The organism is Nostocoides australiense Ben110 (assembly GCF_001050535.1).
In the GTDB taxonomy this organism is placed as follows: Bacteria; Actinomycetota; Actinomycetes; order Actinomycetales; family Dermatophilaceae; genus Nostocoides_A; species Nostocoides_A australiense.
The window spans coordinates 630,590-647,455 of record NZ_HG764815.1 but is presented as its reverse complement, the minus strand read 5'-3'; the positions used below and the strand labels follow the sequence as shown (position 1 = coordinate 647,455).

General features: G+C 68.9%; 18 protein-coding genes and 1 tRNA gene. 8 read left to right on the top strand and 11 right to left on the bottom strand.

From position 1 onward, the window contains the following. Nucleotides 1-1,304, top strand: a 1,304-nt coding sequence (locus BN11_RS03030; RefSeq protein ID WP_053083989.1) for a DNA polymerase, incomplete at its 5' end; no start/stop codon positions are given. A 25-nt stretch (nt 1,305-1,329) separates the two neighbouring features. Here BN11_RS03030 and BN11_RS03025 read toward each other — a convergent pair. The 3 genes from BN11_RS03025 to BN11_RS03015 form a co-directional block, all read right to left on the bottom strand. After that, nucleotides 1,330-2,250: a PAC2 family protein gene (locus BN11_RS03025; RefSeq protein WP_048694307.1), complete on the bottom strand. Its 921-nt coding sequence runs from the start codon at nt 2,248-2,250 to the stop codon at nt 1,330-1,332. A 78-nt stretch (nt 2,251-2,328) separates the two neighbouring features. Next, a complete protein-coding gene (hrpA, locus tag BN11_RS03020) occupies nt 2,329-6,129 on the bottom strand; it encodes an ATP-dependent RNA helicase HrpA (RefSeq protein ID WP_048694304.1) in 3,801 nt (1,266 codons plus the stop codon). A gap of 58 nt (nt 6,130-6,187) precedes the next feature. Then, nucleotides 6,188-7,504: a bifunctional o-acetylhomoserine/o-acetylserine sulfhydrylase gene (locus tag BN11_RS03015; protein WP_048694300.1), complete on the bottom strand. Its 1,317-nt coding sequence runs from the start codon at nt 7,502-7,504 to the stop codon at nt 6,188-6,190. A gap of 110 nt (nt 7,505-7,614) precedes the next feature. On the opposite strand from BN11_RS03015, the gene BN11_RS03010 reads away from it, so the two are divergent. Further along, nucleotides 7,615-8,040, top strand: coding sequence for a nitroreductase family deazaflavin-dependent oxidoreductase (locus BN11_RS03010; protein ID WP_048694295.1), 426 nt, complete (start codon nt 7,615-7,617; stop codon nt 8,038-8,040). Nucleotides 8,041-8,117: 77 nt separating this feature from the next. Here the strand turns inward: BN11_RS03010 and BN11_RS03005 are convergent, their stop codons facing one another. The 3 genes from BN11_RS03005 to BN11_RS21620 are packed head-to-tail and all read right to left on the bottom strand — an operon-like array spanning nt 8,118 to nt 9,281. After that, nucleotides 8,118-8,537, bottom strand: coding sequence for a hypothetical protein (locus BN11_RS03005; protein ID WP_048694291.1), 420 nt, complete (start codon nt 8,535-8,537; stop codon nt 8,118-8,120). Then, nucleotides 8,524-8,892: a hypothetical protein gene (locus BN11_RS03000; RefSeq protein ID WP_048694288.1), complete on the bottom strand. Its 369-nt coding sequence runs from the start codon at nt 8,890-8,892 to the stop codon at nt 8,524-8,526. Before BN11_RS03000 ends, BN11_RS03005 begins: the two co-directional genes overlap by 14 nt. Before the next feature lie 14 nt (nt 8,893-8,906). Next, complete coding sequence (locus BN11_RS21620; RefSeq protein ID WP_048694285.1) at nt 8,907-9,281, bottom strand: hypothetical protein; 375 nt, start codon at nt 9,279-9,281, stop codon at nt 8,907-8,909. Nucleotides 9,282-9,452: 171 nt separating this feature from the next. Here BN11_RS21620 and BN11_RS02990 point away from each other — a divergent pair, with 171 nt between their 5' ends. From BN11_RS02990 to BN11_RS26010, 4 genes are all read left to right on the top strand, one after another. Next, nucleotides 9,453-10,763, top strand: a complete 1,311-nt coding sequence (locus tag BN11_RS02990) for an alpha-amylase family glycosyl hydrolase (RefSeq protein WP_048694282.1) — start codon at nt 9,453-9,455, stop codon at nt 10,761-10,763. 52 nt (nt 10,764-10,815) lie between these two features. Next, on the top strand, nt 10,816-11,295 hold the full coding sequence (locus BN11_RS02985; protein WP_048694278.1) for a hypothetical protein: 480 nt from the start codon (nt 10,816-10,818) through the stop codon (nt 11,293-11,295). 229 nt (nt 11,296-11,524) lie between these two features. Next, nucleotides 11,525-12,082 carry a type IV toxin-antitoxin system AbiEi family antitoxin domain-containing protein gene (locus BN11_RS02980; RefSeq protein WP_048700683.1) on the top strand — a complete coding sequence of 186 codons (558 nt, stop codon included), beginning with the start codon at nt 11,525-11,527 and terminating at the stop codon, nt 12,080-12,082. Next, nucleotides 12,079-12,579 (top strand): nucleotidyl transferase AbiEii/AbiGii toxin family protein, encoded by a 501-nt coding sequence (locus BN11_RS26010; protein WP_201329201.1) that lies wholly within the window; start codon nt 12,079-12,081, stop codon nt 12,577-12,579. Before BN11_RS02980 ends, BN11_RS26010 begins: the two co-directional genes overlap by 4 nt. 61 nt (nt 12,580-12,640) lie before the next feature. On the opposite strand, the gene BN11_RS02975 is transcribed toward BN11_RS26010, so the two are convergent. From BN11_RS02975 to BN11_RS02955, 5 genes are all read right to left on the bottom strand, one after another. Further along, nucleotides 12,641-12,713: transfer RNA gene (locus tag BN11_RS02975), tRNA-Ala, on the bottom strand. Between the two features lie 51 nt (nt 12,714-12,764). After that, on the bottom strand, nt 12,765-13,406 hold the full coding sequence (locus BN11_RS02970) for a histidine phosphatase family protein (RefSeq protein WP_048694275.1): 642 nt from the start codon (nt 13,404-13,406) through the stop codon (nt 12,765-12,767). Between the two features lie 11 nt (nt 13,407-13,417). Beyond that, nucleotides 13,418-13,825, bottom strand: a complete 408-nt coding sequence (gene rsfS, locus BN11_RS02965) for a ribosome silencing factor (RefSeq protein WP_048694272.1) — start codon at nt 13,823-13,825, stop codon at nt 13,418-13,420. Then, nucleotides 13,812-14,423 carry a nicotinate-nucleotide adenylyltransferase gene (gene nadD / locus BN11_RS02960; RefSeq protein ID WP_157043949.1) on the bottom strand — a complete coding sequence of 204 codons (612 nt, stop codon included), beginning with the start codon at nt 14,421-14,423 and terminating at the stop codon, nt 13,812-13,814. Before nadD ends, rsfS begins: the two co-directional genes overlap by 14 nt. 62 nt (nt 14,424-14,485) lie before the next feature. Next, entirely contained in the window at nt 14,486-14,707 is a 222-nt protein-coding gene (locus BN11_RS02955; RefSeq protein ID WP_048694265.1) for a hypothetical protein, read from the bottom strand. A 557-nt stretch (nt 14,708-15,264) separates the two neighbouring features. Between BN11_RS02955 and BN11_RS02950 the strand changes: the two genes are divergently transcribed. Both BN11_RS02950 and BN11_RS23365 read left to right on the top strand, forming a co-directional pair. Further along, complete coding sequence (locus tag BN11_RS02950) at nt 15,265-16,212, top strand: glycosyltransferase family 2 protein (RefSeq protein WP_048700680.1); 948 nt, start codon at nt 15,265-15,267, stop codon at nt 16,210-16,212. Then, on the top strand, nt 16,209-16,866 hold a 658-nt coding region (locus BN11_RS23365), incomplete at its 3' end, for a spermidine synthase (protein ID WP_053083988.1). The genes BN11_RS02950 and BN11_RS23365, both read left to right, overlap by 4 nt.

Sequence of the window (16,866 nt, the reverse complement as noted above, 5' to 3'; positions counted from 1 at the left end):
CCGTGCCGCCGGAGGCGCTGTCGACGCCGGCGGGCTACCTGCGGCCGGACGCGGTCGCCGGCACCTGGCAGACCACACCGCAGCGCCTGCACGCGTGGGCGGCCGCGGCATACGACTGCGGCAAGCGACGCTGGGATGCCTTGGGGCGCAACGAGGTATGGCGTGCGACGGCGGTGTCCGAGTCGTCGGCGGCCGTGCTCTGTCTCGAACTGGAGCGCGACGGCCTGCCGATCGATCGCCCCGGCATGGAGGCGCTCATCGCCCGGTCGGCGGGCTCGCGGCCGCGGGATGCGGCTGACGGGCTGCGCATCCGCGCGGACCGCGACGCCCGGGTGCTGGCGCACACACCCGGCCACGAAGGTGTCGACCTGCGCAACCCCGGCGCGGTGAAGGCGCTGCTGGCCGCGATCGGGATCGACGTGCCCTCGACGCGCAAGTGGCTACTGGAGCCCTACCGCGAGGCGCACCCGCTCGTCCCGGCGCTGCTGGAGTGGCGGGCCCAAGAACGCATCGCGACGACATACGGCTATCACTGGCTCGACACGCATGTCGGGCCGGACGACCGGCTGCGGGGTGGTTGGACCGCGTGCGACGGGGCAGCGGGACGGATGACCGCGGAGAACGGCCTGCACAATCTGCCGGCGGTGCTGCGTCCGGCGGTGCGGGCGGCGCCGGGTCATCTGTTCGTGCGCGCCGATCTCGGGCAGATCGAGCCGCGGGTGCTCGCCTGCGTGGCACAGGACGAATCCTTTGCTGCCGCAACGGCATCCGACGATCTCTACGCGCCGGTGGCGGAGCGCCTGGGGGTGGAGCGGGCGCGGGCGAAGGTGGCCGTGCTCGCCGCGATGTATGGGCAGCGGTCCGGCGCCGCCGGGGAGGCGCTGGCCGGGCTGCAGCGGGCCTATCCGGTGGCGATGGGCTTCCTCGACCGGGCATACGAGGCGGGGGTGGCCGCGCAGGATCTGCGCACCTACGGCGGGCGGCGCATCCGCACCGCGGGCTCGCTCGACCCGGGCTCACGCGGGCGTTATGCCCGCAACGCCCTCATCCAGGGCGCCGCGGCAGAACTGTTCAAGGCCTGGGCGTCGACGGTCCGGGTGACGACGGCCGACCTGGGGGCCCAGGTCGTCCTGTGTCTGCACGACGAGTTGCTCGTGCACGTGCCCGCGGAACAGGCCGCGGAGTGCGCGGCACGCGTGGAGCAGGCCCTCACCGATGCGGCGCGCCGCTGGAGTGGCGGCGCGCCGGTGCGCTTCGTGACCGACACCTCGATCGTCGAACGCTGGTCGCAGGCCAAGGGCTGAGGGGGGCGAAGACGGGTGACCGGGGCTAGCCGGCGTCCGGCTCGTCGGAGACGGACTTGAGGAACTCCTCGACGTCGGCCGCGAGCTCGTCTGCAGAGGGGATCGGATTCGCCTGGGGCGTCAGGAGATTCGGCTTGTCGGCCGCCTCGATGAAGGAGTCGTACTGGCGCTCGAGCGCATTGACCGCGCCCGCGATCTCGGGGTTGCCGGCCACCTCGGCGTCGATCTGCGCGCGGCCCTCGGCGGCGGCCTGGACGAGGGCGTCATTGGGCAGGTTCAGGCCCGTGGCGTCGACGATGGCGTTGAGTGCGGTCAGGGCGGCGTCGTGGAAGTCGGCCTGGGCGAGATAGTGCGGCACGTGGACGGCGCAGCCGAGGGCCTGCTTCCCGCTCTCGCCGAGGCGCAGCTCGAGCAGGGCGGCCAGCCCTGCCGGCACCTGCACACGTCCGAAGACGGGGCTGTGCTCCCCGACGAGGCGGGCGTCGGTCGCGTGGGCGGTCATGCCGATCGGGCGGGTGTGCGGCACCGCCATCGGGATGCCGTGGGCGTTGACGAGCAAGGTCATGCCGAGTCGCTGCATCAGCCCGCGAACGGCCTCAATGACCCGCTCCCACTGATAGTCCGGCTCGGGACCGGTGAGCAGGTAGTAGGTCTGGCCGTCGCGGTCGGTGAGCTGATAGAGGAGCAGAGCGGGGTCGTCGTAGGAGACCCAGTGGTTCTCCTCGAAGACCATCGTGGGTCGCCGCCCGCGATAGTCGAGAAGCTGGTCGACGTCGAAGCTGGCGACGACGCGCGCGCTGGAGGCGTCGAGCAGGTGCTTGACGAGGATGGCCGAGGTGTTGCCGGCGTCGATGAACCCGCCGAGACCGAGCAGCAGCACTCCCGGGCCGAGGGTGCGCGCATCGAGGTCGGGTTCGAAGCGATAGAGCTGGGTGGGGTCCTGCACGGGGATCCTTCGGTTCGTCGGACGCGTGGTCATCAACGTGGTTCAACGACGACTGCGGGCAGTTGATTCCACCGCGGGTCAGCCCGCGCGGGCCGCAGCGGCGTGTTCGGCGATTGCCTTCTGCACCCGTTTGACACTCACCGGGTATGCCGTGCCGAGACCCTGCGCGAACAGGCCGACGCGCAGTTCCTCGATCATCCAGCCGATGTCGCGCACGGGGTCGCTGTCGCGTTCGATCGCGGGGAGAGCCGCGAGCAGGTCCGCGTATGCCGCCTCCACCGGGTCGAGCTGGTCGAGGAGCCGGCGATCCCGGGCCGGGTCGGCGGCGGCCTTGGTGAGGCGTTGGTCGAGCGCCTTGAGGAAGCGCGGCAGCTGGTTCAGGTGGGTGACCCCGACGCGGGCGACGAAGCCGGGGCCGACGAGACTGTCGAGTTGCGCCCGGGCGTCGGCGACCGTCGCGGACAGACCCGGGGCAGCAGTGAGTTGCTCCAACCGGCCGCGCAGGACGTGGGCCTGCTGCAGCACCGGTCCGATCGTGCGCACCATCGCCAGCACGCGGGCTGCGGCATGCGTGCGGACGGCCGCGAGGGCGGCGCCGAAGTCGTCCGTGGTGCGGATCTCCGCGTGCGGCTGGTCGGCGACGAGACCGTCGACGGCCGCCGCGAGCGCGTCTTCGAGCAGGGCGGGCACGGAGCCGTGCGGGGCGAGTTGGAGAGCCAGCTTGTCGGCCGTGCTCAGGCCGGCGAGGACCCGTTTCCACGGCGGGCTGGTGCCGAGCAGCAGGAGCCGGCGCAGACCGAGCCGGTGTGCCGCGGCGGCCGCGGCCTGCGACGGCAGCACGCGCAGTGCCACACTCGTGCCCTCGTCGACGAGCGCTGGGTATCCGAGCACCTCGTGGCCACCGGCCCGGCTGGTGTAGGTCGCGGGGATGGGCCTGTCGGGGAAGGTGGTCAGGCCGGTCTGCTCGATGGCGGCACCGGCCTTGGCGACCCGACGGGTCACCTGACGGGAAAGCTTCTCCCGCAACGCGTTCAGGTCCTTGTCCTTGCCGATGACCTCGCCGCGGTCGCCGGTGACGACGAATGTCATCCGCAGATGCGGCGGGACCTTGGCCCAATCCCACTCCTGCGGGTCGACACGAATACCGGTGTGCTCACGCAGGATTCGCGCGACCTCGTCGGTGATGCGTCCCTCCCCCGGGCGGATCTCCCGGGCGACGTATGCCGCGTGGCTGGGTGCGGGCACGAAGTTGGTGCGCGTGCCCTTGGGCAGCGAGCGGATCAGGGCGGCGACGAGGTCTTCGCGCATGCCGGGCACGAGCCAGTCGAAGCCCTCGGGCTCGACCCGGTTGAGGACGGTGAGCGGGATCCGGACGCTGACCCCGTCGTCCGGGGAGCCAGGGTCGAACTGGTAGCTCAGGCGCAACTCCAGGTCGCCCGCCGGCCAGGTGCCCGGATAGTCCTGGGAGGCAACGCCATCGGCGGCGGCATTGGTGAGGTCGACCTCGGTGAGGGTGAGCAGGTCGGGGTGATGCCGTTGCTCGCCCTTCCACCAGCGGTCGAAGTGCTGGGCGGAGACGACACCGGGTGGGATGCGCGCGTCGAAGAAGGCATGGAGTTGACTGTCCGCGGCGACGATGTCGCGCCGTCGTGCCTTGTCCTCCATATTCTCGATGCGTTGCCGCAGAGCGCGATTCGCCTTGACGAACGGGTGGTGGCTGTCCCAGTCGTCCTCGACGAGAGCGTGGCGGATGAACAGGTCGCGGGAGAGCTCCGGGTCGATCCGGCCGAACTGGACGGTGCGATCGACGGCCAGCGGCACTCCATACAGCGTCACGCGTTCCGAGGCGACCACGCTGCCTTGCCTGCGCGACCAGCGCGGCTCGGCATACGTCCGCTTGACCAGGTGGGCCCCGGCCTCTTCCGCCCACAGGGGGTCGATGCCGGCGTTGACGCGGGCCCAAAGACGTGACGTCTCGACGAGTTCCGCGGCCATGACATAGGCCGGCTGCTTGCGAAAGAGCGCCGAGCCGGGTGAGATCGCGAAGCGAGCGCCGCGGGCACCGAGGTAGTCGCGTGTGGACTCGTCGCGCAGACCGATGTGCGAGAGCAGGCCCGCGAGCAGTGCGCGGTGAACCGTGTCCCAGGCCGGCTCGGCGTCACGCGCGGCAGTCGCGCGATTGGGGTCGATGCCGAGGCTCTTGCACGCGGACTTCAGCTGCTGATGCAGGTCCTGCCATTCCCGCACGCGCAGGTAGTGGAGGAACTCGCGCTGGCACATCCGCCGGAAAGCGCTGCGGGAGAGCGCTTTCTGCTGCTCCTGCAGGTAGGTCCACAGACTGACGTAGGCACCGAAGTCGCTGCCCGGGACGCGGAACCGGGCGTGGGACTGGTCGGCCTGGGTCTGCTGCTCGCTCGGTCGCTCACGGGGGTCCTGGATGGACAGCGCCGCGACGATGACCAACACCTCTCGGGTGCAGCCGAGTTTGTCGGCCTCCAGGAGCATGCGCCCCAGCCGCGGGTCGACCGGCAACCGGGCCAGGCTGCGTCCGATCGACGTCAGCCGCTCCCCCGCCGCACGACGGGTCTCGTGGAGGGCGCGCAGTTCCTTGAGCAGCCGGATGCCGTCGGCGATATTGCGGGAGTCGGGCGGATCGACGAAGGGGAAGCGCGCGACATCGCCGAGCCGGAGGCTGACCATCTGGAGGATGACCGCGGCGAGAGAGGTGCGCAGGATCTCCGGCTCGGTGAAGGCCGGCCGGGACTCGAAGTCCTCCGCGCTGTAGAGACGGATGCAGATACCGTCCGCGAGCCGGCCGCACCGGCCGGCCCGCTGGCGGGCACTGGCCTGGCTGATCGGCTCGATCGGCAGGCGTTGCACTTTGGTGCGCTGGGAGTAGCGGGAGATCCGCGCGGTGCCGGTGTCCACGACATACCGGATCCCGGGCACGGTGAGGGAGGTCTCGGCGATATTGGTCGCCAGGACGATCCGCCGGCCGCGGTGCGGGGCGAACACCCGATGCTGCTCGGCGGCCGAGAGCCGGGCGAAGAGCGGGACGATCTCGGTGTGCGGCAACTTCATCGCCGTCAATGCGTCTGCGGCGTCACGGATTTCGCGCTCACCCGAGAAGAAGGCGAGGATGTCATGGTCACCGCCGTCGTGGCCACCGGCCTCGGTCCAGAGCTCCTCGACGGCCTCGCAGACGCCGGTGATCTGGTCCGTGCCGGCGCCCCGCTCGTCGACCAGCGGGCGATAGCGCACCTCCACCGGATACATCCGGCCCGAGACCTCGATGACCGGGACCGGCCGGTCCGGGGCGGCGAAGTGATCGGCGAAGCGCTGCGGGTCGATGGTCGCCGAGGTGATGATCACCTTCAGGTCCGGCCGGCGCGGCAGCAACCGTTTGAGATAACCCAGGATGAAGTCGATATTGAGGCTGCGCTCGTGCGCCTCGTCGATGATGATCGTGTCGTAGCGGCGCAGGTCGCGGTCGCGCTGCAACTCGTTGAGCAGGATGCCGTCCGTCATCACCTTCACGGCCGTGTCGGCGCTCGAGGTGTCGGCGAAGCGCACCTGGTAGCCGATCAGGCCGCCGAGCTCCACGCCGAGCTCGTCACTGATCCGTTCGGCGACCGAGCGGGCGGCGATCCGTCGCGGCTGGGTCAGCCCGATCTGTCCGTGCGTGCCGCGCCCGATCTGCAGGGCGATCTTGGGGATCTGCGTGGTCTTGCCCGACCCGGTCTCCCCCGCGATGACGACGACCTGGTGGTCGCGGATCGCCGTGGCGATGTCGTCGATCCGCTCGACGACCGGCAGTTGCGACGGGTAGTTCAGCTCCGGGAGGTCGAGGCGGCGCGGCGCCTCGACTCCCTGATCCACCCCCGCATCCTACGGACGATCGACATCTCGATGCCCAGATCGACCGCTCGACGGGTAGTCAGGTGCGGGCGGCGGCGAAGCCCTGTTCGAGGTCGGCGAGGATGTCATCGCTGTGCTCGATCCCGACGGCGAGACGGATCAGGCCGGGGGTGACGCCGGCTGCGAGCCGGTCCTCGTCGCCGCCTTGGCTGTGGGTGGTCGAGGCGGGGTGGATCGCCAGGGAGCGGACGTCGCCGATGTTGGCGACGTGGGAGTGCAGGGTCAGGCCCTCGACGAACTTCTTGCCCGCCTCGATGCCGCCCTCGATCTCGAAGCCGATGACCGCGCCCGCACCCTTGGGGGCGTACTTGTCGGCGCGCTCCTTGCCCGGGTCTCCGTCGCGGGAGGCCCAGCGGACCTCGGTGACCTGGTCGTGACCGGCGAGGAAGTCGACGACCTTGCGAGTGTTCTCCAGGTGCCGGTCGATGCGCAGGCTGAGGGTCTCGATGCCCTGGGAGATGAGGAAGGCGTTGAAGGGCGAGACGGCGTTGCCCATGTCGCGCAGCAGTTGCACGCGGGCCTTGAGGATGTAGGACAGGTTGGCGCCGAACGCAGAGCCGACACCGAGGTCGGGCCCGTAGCGCAGGCCGTGATAGCTCTCGTCGGGCTCGTTGTAGTTCGGCCACTTCGCCGGGTCCTTGGCGTAGTCGAAGGTGCCGCCGTCGACGATCACACCGGCGATCGAGGTGCCGTGTCCGCCAAGGTATTTCGTCGCCGAGTGCAGGACGACGTCGGCACCCCACTCGAGCGGGCGGATGAGGTATGGCGTGGCGATCGTGTTGTCGACGACCAACGGCACTCCGGCGTCATGGGCGATGGCGGCAATGCCTTCGATATCCAGCACCTCGCACTTGGGGTTGGCGATCGTCTCGCCGAAGAGAACCTTGGTGTTGTCCTTGATCGCCGCGCGCCACTCGTCGAGGTTGGCCTGGTCCTCGACGAAGGTGACCTCGATGCCCATCTTGGCGAAGGTGTATTTCAGGAGATTGAAGGTGCCGCCGTAGAGCGCCGCGCTGGCGACGATGTGGTCGCCGGTCTCGGCGACATTGAGCAGTCCGATGGTCGTCGCGGACTGGCCGGAGGAGACCAGCAGGGCGCCGACACCGTCTTCGAGCGAGGCGAGCCGCTGCTCGACGGCGTCCTGGGTCGGGTTCATGATCCGGGTGTAGATGTTCCCGAATTCCTTGAGCGCAAACAGGTTCGCCGCGTGGTCGGTGTCCTTGAAGACGTATGACGTGGTCTGGTAGATCGGCAGCGCCCGCGCCCCCGTGGTCGGGTCGGCCTGCTGCCCCGCGTGGACCTGCCGGGTCTCGAACTTCCAGTCGGCGTCGCTCATCACCGTCTCCTTGCTGCCGTATGCCGTTGCCTCACCTTCTCGCAGATTCTCAGCATCCAGGATCCCCGTCTCCCGATCCGGACGACGCCGGACTCTGCGATGATCACCTCATGAGCGATTACCGCCCCAGTCCCTCCGGATGGGTTCGCGACCAGGTCGAGGCCATCGAGGCCGCCGGCACCACCGACGTCGCCAGCATCATGGACCGGCAGGTGGTGCTGCTGACCATGATCGGACGCAAGACGGGCGACACCCTCAAGGTGCCGCTGATGCGCGTCGAACACGACGGCCGGTATGCCGCCGTCGCGTCGAAGGGCGGCGCACCGGACCACCCGCAGTGGTATTACAACCTCAAGGCCAACCCGGACATCACCGTCCAGGACGGCACCACCGTGCACGACGTCCGGGCACGCGTCCTCGACGGCGAGGAGCGCGCGCAGTGGTGGGACCGCTGCACCGCGGCCTTCCCGCCGTATGTCGAGTACCAGGAGAAGACGGACCGGATCATCCCGGTCTTCGTGCTCGAACCCCGATAGGCCCAGGTGACCATGCCCCGCCGCGATGCTCCTTCGGGGACGGCAGGTCGCGCCCGGTCGGGCGCTGCATCCGCCAGTCAGCGAGCGCGGCGCAGCCACCAGAGGCCGATGACCGGCAGGACCAGCGGCACATAGCCGTAACCGGATCCGAAGTGGCTCCACACGGTCTTGTCCGGGAAGCTGTCACTCATGGCGTAGGACGCCGCGCCCACGACGAGCACTCCGACCAACTCGATGGTGATCGTCGTCAGGGCCAGTGCGCGGCGGCCGGTCGCCAGCGCGTACGTTGCGACGATGTAGATCAGCGCTGCCAGGGCGGACAGCACGTAGGCGACCTCGGCGCGGTCGAAGTACTGGGTGATTTGCAGGATCGAGCGGCCGGTGGCGGCCAGGGCGAGCACGGCATAGAGGGCGACGATCAGCCGGCCGGGGCCGGTGGACAGGCCGTGACCCGTCTCCTGCGCGGTGGCGGAGGGTGTGCGTTCAGCGGACGGCATAGAGGTTCCAGATCTGCGCGATGCGAGCGGTCATGACAGCGACGGTGAAAGCGGCCACGACCATCACGCCCATCGCCCAGCGCGACTTCTCGCGGATCGCGAGCAGCGCGGCGAAGGGCGGGACGGCCGGCAGGCTCAAGGCATAGGCGAGGAAGGTCGCCCCCTCGGAGCTGGGGTCGATGGTGCGAAAACCCTTGGCGGACAGGACGGCCAGCACGATCAGTCCGAGTTCGGTCAGGACCGCGACGGCCAGCAGAAGATCGTTGATGAGCCGGTCGCGAACGGCATAGAAGGCCGCCAGGAGCATCCACACGACCGACAGCGCGATCACGCCGACACTCAGGGGGATGATCACCGATCGAGGTTACGTCATCGGCTGCTCGAGGTGATCACCAGGTAACCCTGCGCCGCCATGATTCCGCCCACGATGATCCACGTGCGGGCCGGGTAGTCGACTCCGTACTTGAGCGTGTCGAGAACCATGACCCCCAGTTGCAGCAGCACGATCCAGCCGAGGGTCACCACGGCCAGCTCGGCATATTGCAGCGCGGAGGCATAGACCCAGAAGAGCAGCACCATCGCGCAGGCGCCGAGCCCGGCCATCGCCGGCGCGCGATGAGCGACCCATTCCTTGGCGGCATACGCGGCGACCAGATCGATGAGGGCGAGGGCCGTCATGGCCAGCGTGGCGTTGACGACCAGCGGCCAGGATGCCGGAAGCCGAAGCACCGGCAGGGTGTCCATCGCGCTCACTTCTGCCCCTCGATAGTCGTTGCCAGGTCCGCAGGATCAGAGGCCCCGCCCACCGTTCTGATACGCGGGCGGCGTGCACCGGCATACGGGCGCGGGAACGGCGTACGGTGGAGTCCCGACGAAACATGCCCGCCCCGATCGACACCCCGCGAAGGATTTCTCGTGACCGACCCGCGCTACCAGCCCGCCCCCGAGGTCGAACTGACCCACCCGGAGTGGAGCAAGAACGCGACGATCTACCAGATCAACACCCGACAGTTCTCCGAGGAGGGCACGCTGCGCGCGGCGGCCGAGCAACTGCCGCGGATCAAAGATCTCGGCGTCGACATCGTTTGGTTGATGCCGGTCAACCCGATCGGGGAGGTCAACCGCAAGGGGTCGCTGGGCAGCCCGTATGCCGTGCAGGACTACTTCGCCGTCAACCCCGACCTCGGCACCCTCCAGGATCTGAAAGACTTTGTCGCACAAGCGCATTCGCTCGGTCTCTATGTCATCCTGGACTGGGTGGCCAACCACACCGCGTGGGACAACGTCTGGGTGACCGAGCACCCCGAGTGGTATGCCCGGGACTGGAAGGACGAGTTCACCCCGACCCCCTGGTGGGACTGGGACGACATCATCGACCTCGACTACTCGGTCCCCGAGCTGCGCGCCGAGATGACGAGGGCGCTGCTGTATTGGGTGAGCGAGGCCGACATCGACGGCTACCGGTGCGATGTCGCCGGCTTCGTGCCGAATGACTTCTGGGAGAACGCCCGTCGCGAGATGGAGGCGATCAAGCCGGTCTTCCTGCTGGCCGAGTGGGAGGCCCGCGACCTGCACGTGCGCGCCTTCGACATGTCGTATGCGTGGTCGTGGAACGACACCATGCACCACATCGCCCAGGGCAAGGCGGACGTCGAGCACCTCTACATCTATTACGCCTGGAACGCCAAGGCCTACCCCCGCGACGCGATGCGGATGATGTTCGTGTCCAACCACGACAAGAACTCGTGGGACGGAACCGAGCACGAGATGTTCGGCGATGCCCTCGAAGCGGCCATCGTGCTGTCGGTCATCGGCGAGGGCATGCCGCTGATCTACAACGGGCAGGAGGCCGGCAACGACAAGCGCCTGAAGTTCTTCGAGAAGGACCCGATCGTCTGGCGCGAGCACCCGATGGCGGACTTCTACCGCGATCTGTTCGGGTTGAAGAAGTCCCTGTCCTGCCTGTGGAACGGCGCCTGGGGAGCGCGGATGGTCAATATCCGCAACACCGCGTACAAGCAGGTCCTCAGTTTCGTCCGGCAGGACGACACCAGCCGCGTCTTCTGCATCCTCAACCTCTCCCCCACGGAGCAGACCGTCACCTTCGGTCCCGGCCCGCACCATGGGCATTGGCGCGATCACGGCACCGGCGAGACGTTTGACGTGGCTGCCGACACGACCATGACGCTCGGACCGTGGGCGTACCGGATCCTGGTCGGAGCCTGATTCGCTACGCCGGCGTCACGCTCGTGTGATGCAACGGGCATACCCTGGCGTAATGGACGCCCGGTCCGAATACGACGCGGCGATCACCGAACGCGAGATCGGCGTTCTTCTCGCTGGGCACCGGCGCGCCCTCGGGGCGTTGCGCGCCTCCGACCGCGGCGTTGCCCTCGAGGTGATCCGGGGAGAATTGCTTGCGGGCACCCGCACCGAGCCGACCGACCTCGACGCCCTCGCCCGATTCGTCGTGTTCGCGGAAGTGCGCCGGCCGGGGAAGTTGCTCGATGCGCTCCCAGAGGCCATCGCTGATCGCCTCCGGCTCGGGGTCGTCCTCGCGTTGCCCGTCACGGCCGACCCGCCTCGACGACGCCCGATCCTCGCCCACCTCGACGACACCAGGCCTCCCGAGGTCGGCAGCTGGGATCTCGAGGGCGACCCGATCTATCAGCACACGATCTTCTGCAACATGATGCAGCACGTCACCGACCCCGGAGACGTCTGGCGCAGGCGACAGCGTCCCCCTGGCATCCGGTAAAGCCGCTGCGGACCGGATGCCCGTCAGAGCAGGGCCCGAGCCGGCTCATGGCTCGGCCGGACGCGTCCCTGAACGCTCGCCAATCGCAACAAAACGCGGAGTCAGGCTCGTAAGCTCAGTAGAGGACCGAAAGGTATCGGGGACAGGCGAAGGCTATCCCGGTTTGAAACGATCCGTCATCAGATAAGATGATCTGTATACGTTTCATGCCACAAGCGAAGTGGGGACGATGTCGACGTTGAGGCCGGGTAGGGCCGAGGAGGCCGGCCTGTCGCGCAGCGGGTTGTATCGTGCGGCCCGCGAGGGGCGGCTGGAGCGGATCGCTCGTGGCATCTACTTGCCGGCGGATGCTCCCGCGGCGGACTGGGACTGGATCGAGGTTGCGACCCGGCGGCCGGATGCGACGATCTGCTTGGAGTCGGCGCTCGCCCATCATGATCTGACCGATGTGATCCCAAACGTGTTGGATGTCGCGATCCCGCGCGGGTCGCGCACACCAGCGAGCACGGGTGCGATTGCGTGGCATCAATTCGACCGAGCCACGGTCGAGATCGGCCGGGAGGAGATCCCGATTCCGGGCACGGACCAGTCGATCGGCATCTACTCGCCCGAGCGGTCGATCGCGGATGCCTTCCGGCTGCGTGCCGAGGTCGGGTACGAGTTGCCGCGGGAATCGTTGAAGGAGTGGCTGCGCCGCGGTGGTAAGCCTGCTCGGCTGATCGAGATCGCCTCTCGTCTCCCTCGGGCGAAGTCCCCGGTCCTGCAGGCTTTGGAGGCGCTGGCGTGAGTGTGGGCGATGAGGTGTTCCGCCGTCTCCAGTCCGCGGCACGCTCGGCAGCTGCGAAGGCTGGGACGGGTGCGCCGACGCAGGAGTATCTGATCCGGCACACGCTGGAGTCGTTTCTGGACCGCCTCACCCGCACCGCGCATGCCGAGGGCTTTGTCCTCAAGGGCGCGATTTTACTGGCCGCCTACGGTGTACGGCGCCCGACGAGAGATGCCGATGCGAACGCCGTCGGTGCGGACGTCACCGCCGATCACCTCGTCGCAGCGGCTCACGACATCGCGGCGGTCGAGACCGATGACGGGGTGGTGTTCGATCTCGACCGATCAGCGTGCAGGAGATCCGCGAGCACGCCGACTACCCACAGCCCCCAGCCTCCTGGTCGACTGCGCCACGCTTTACGCCCGCACGAACGACCAAGGCAAACGACTCGCCAACCAAGCACTCACCGACGGCATCGAGATCAGCGAAGACGAAAGGGCGACGATCCGACTCGCTGAGCCCCTCGCCGCCCTCACACCAGAACCGCCGATGTCAGGAGTTCTAGTACGTCTTCAATTGTGGAGCTGAGGGGATTCGAACCCCTGACCCCCTCCATGCCATGGAGGTGCGCTACCAACTGCGCTACAGCCCCGTAACCGGGTGCCGGCCCAGGAGATTCACTCGCGAGCGCGACCGACAGATCTTACCCAGAGACCTCGCCGGCGCCCAAATCGGGGGCGCGCAGGTTCCACCCGGCCAGCCGCCAGCCCGCGGGCGCCTGCACCAGGTCGGCCCACTGGCAGTTTCCCGGGGTGGTCAGCAGGCGCGTCGCGGTGAGCATGTCGAGACCGAGCAGCACGGCGGCGAGGACGCGGATGGTGCCGCCGTGGGAGACGATGATCGCGCACTCCCCTTCTCCCAAGCGGCCGATGAGTTCGTCGAGGGCCGGCGTGACGCGGGCCCGGACCTCGGCGGGGCCCTCACCGTCGATGCCGCGGCGTTGCTCCTCGCCGCGCAGCGCCGCCAGCCGCTCGGCGGGGTGCATCGCGATGACCTCGGCCGTCGTCTTGCCCGTCCATTGGCCCACGTGGAACTCGCGCCAGCGGGGGTCGAATGCGACCGTGAGCGACAGGTCGCGCGCCACCGCCTGGGCGGTCACGGCGGCCCGTTTCAGATCCGAGGAGACGATGGTCGTCGGGCGGTATGCCGTCAGCTGCGCCGCGGCCGCGTCGGCCTGGCGCCGCCCGAGCTCGGTCAGCTCCACGTCGAGGTGACCCTGCCAGATCCCGTCGAGGTTGGACTGCGTCTGCCCGTGACGAAGCAGGATGAGGCGACGCGGCGGCATACCGGGGAAGCTCAGTCCTGGACGGCCGAACGGGCGGCCGTCGCCGCGGCCTGGTCGGCGCCGACGACACCCACGTCGACCTGCGGACAGTCACGCCAGAGCCGCTCGAGGTCGTAGAACTGCCGCTCGTCCTCGTGCTGGATGTGCACGACGATGTCGCCGAAGTCGAGCAGCACCCACCGGCCCTCGCGGGCTCCCTCGGTCCGCTTCACCTTCGTGCCGGCCAGCCGGACCTTCTCCTCGACCTCGTCGACGATGGCGGCGACCTGGCGCTCCGTCGGCGCCGAGACGATGACGAAGATGTCGGTCAGCGGCAGTTGCCCGCTGACGTCGAGAGCGACGATGGTCGAGGCGAGTTTGTCGGCGGCCGCGTGGGCGGCGACCGTGGCGAGGTCCTTGGCCTGGTCAGTCGCGGGCACGGGTCTCCTTCGGGGCGGATGGGCCGCTGGCGGGTGCAGCGGCATACAGCTGGTGCTTGTTGATGTACTGGACGACGCCATCGGGCACGAGGTACCAGACCGGTTCGTGGCGGGCGACACGCTCCCGGCAGTCGGTGGACGAGATGGCCATGGCCGGCACCTCTTGCAGGTGCACCCGGTCCCCGGGCAGCCCGGCCTCGGACAGCTCGTAGCCGGGGCGGGTGACACCGACGAACTGTGCCAGGCCGAAGAGCGCGTCGACGTCCTTCCACGACAGGATCTGGGCGAGGGCGTCGGCGCCGGTGATGAAGTAGAGCTCGGTGTCCGGGCGCTGTTCGTGCAGGTCTTTGAGGGTGTCGATCGTGTAGGTCTTGCCGGGGCGGTCGATGTCCACGCGGCTGACGGTGAACCGCGGATTGGACGCGGTGGCCACGACGGTCATCAGGTAGCGATGCTCGGCGGGGCTGACATTGCGCCCCTCCTTCTGCCACGGCTCCCCGGTGGGCACGAACACCACTTCGTCGAGACCGAAGGTGGCCTGCACCTCGCTGGCTGCGACCAGGTGCCCGTGGTGGATCGGGTCGAAGGTGCCGCCCATCACCCCGATGCGTCGGCCCGACTGCGCCCGGGCGCCCGCGGTGGATGGGTCGACCGGGGCAATCAGTGGTGGCTCCCCCGGGTGGTGCCGTGCTCGTGGCCATCGGCGTCATCCGGCAGGTGGGCCGAGCCGTACTTCGCCGCGGTCCCCCGGAAGAACCAGACGACCGCCAGACCCAAGGCGAACAGCGCGATTGCGATGACGGCATACATGTAGGCCGGCATGGGCAACTCGTGCATCGTCTCGGCACCCTCGGAAGCCAGCATCAGCACACTCGTCGACATGCGCCAAACCATACCAACAGCGCAGCAGCCGGCATCTCCCACGGCGGTTCATCCACGGATTTACCCACAGCCCTGTGCACGATGAGGACGGCACACGCGGCGGCTGTGGACAGCCGCGCGTGGCGGGAAGAACACCCCGCGGACGGCATTGCGCTGGAGCGGCCGGAGGGCTTAAATGGACCCTCGTCACCCGACGTCGAGCACCTGCGAAACGTCAGGTGGAGGTTGCGGAGAAAACGAGGCGCGGCCGGTTCGTTCACGGACGACCGGCCCTGGATTCTTCGAGATCGACAGCCTGTGTGCGACGGCACGGGGGCGCCACGAGACTTCGCCGCCTGCTGTGTCAGTGCATCGTCGCCGCCCTCCAGGGCCCTCGGTCGGCGATGGCCAGCGTCGCCTCGGCGGTGTGGCCCGCTTCCCGGGCCGCGCCCTGGCAGACCCGGCCCCTCGATCCTCATACATCGAGGGGCCGGAAGCATTTTCACCCCACGCAGCGACCGTGCCCACGCATGTCGTCGTGTTCTTCGGCGTTCCCGGATGCTTCTACGATGGCGGCCATGGCCGCCCCCCACCTGAGCATCGTGGTGCCGATGTTCAACGAGGAGGAGGTGCTCCCGCTGTTCATCGCCCGCCTGCGGCCCGTCGCGGACGGCCTGGGCGTGTCGTATGAAGTGGTGGCGGTCGACGACGGCTCGCACGACCAGACGGCGATCGGGTTGCAGCGGGCCCGGCGCGACTGGCCGCAGCTGCGGGTCATCCGGCTGCGGGCCAACAGTGGCCACCAGGCCGCCATCTCGGCCGGGCTGGCCCGGGCGCGCGGCGCCTATGTCGTCACCCTCGACGCCGACCTGCAGGACCCGCCCGAAGTCGTCGCGGAGATGCTGGCCGCCGCGCAGGAGAAGCATGTCGAGGTCGTCTACGGCATCCGCGGTGACCGCTCGAGCGACTCGGTGTTCAAACGCGCCACGGCCCGGTTCTTCTATCGCTCGATGGACAAGCTCGCCGAGACCGGCGCGCACCACGACGCCGGCGACTTCCGCCTGATGTCGCGCGCGACCGTGGATGCGATCAACGCCCTTCCGGAGTATGGCCGGGTGCTGCGATTCGTCGTGCCCGCGCTCGGCTTCCCGTCGGCGTCGGTGACCTACCGCCGCGACGAGCGCGCCGCCGGCAGCTCGAAGTACCCGTTCGCCAAGATGCTGCGCCTCTCGATCGACTCGGTCACCGCCTTCTCCCTCGCCCCCTTGCGTTTCGCCACCTTCCTCGGGCTCGCCGGAGGTCTCGGCGCCCTCGTCCTCCTGCTCTACGCCCTGTATGCCCGGGCCGCCGGCCATGTCGTCGCCGGGTGGACCTCGACGGTGGTCATCGTCACCGCCGTCGGTGCGGTCCAGTTGCTGGCTCTCGGGATCCTGGGCGAATACGTCGGTCGCCTGTATGCCGCCTCGCAGGCCCGGCCGTCGTATTACGTCGCCTACGACTCCGAGGAGGAGCAGCGAGCGCCGTGAGCGTGCGCTTCGAACGCGACGAGCGCGGCGGTGTGACCGTGTGGGTGCACTGGCAACCGCAGTCGTATGTCGCCCCTCACGACCCCGGGCTGCTGGCCTTCGAGTATGTCGAGCAGTTGGGAGCCGTCGTCGATTCCATTGCGCCGGAGGGAGACCGGATCGCCGTGACGCACGTGGGCGGGGCCGGCCTGACCCTCCCCCGGTATGTCGAGTTCACCCGCCCCGGGTCGACCCAGATCGTCTTCGAGCCGGATGCGGTCCTGACGGAGCACGTACGCCGCGAGTTGCCGTTGCCGCGTGGTCACCGCATCCGGGTGCGCCCTCTCGATGGTCGCGCCGGCCTGTCCGCGGTGTCCGATGCGTCAGCGGATCTCGTTGTCGTAGATGCCTTTTCGGACGGCGTCGTGCCTGCCGAGCTGACGACGGTCGAGTTCTACCGGGAGGCACTCCGCGTGTTGCGTCCGGACGGACTGCTGGCCGCGAATGTCACGGATGCCCTGGATCGGCGCTATCTGGTGCGGGTGCTCGCCGGTGTGCTGGAGGTGGCCTCGGCGTGTGTCGTCCTGGCGACCCACGACGTCCTCAAGGGCCGGCGCTTCGGCAACTACGTGATCGTCGCCGGCCAGGGCCCGCTGCCGCTGCGCGAGCTGAGCC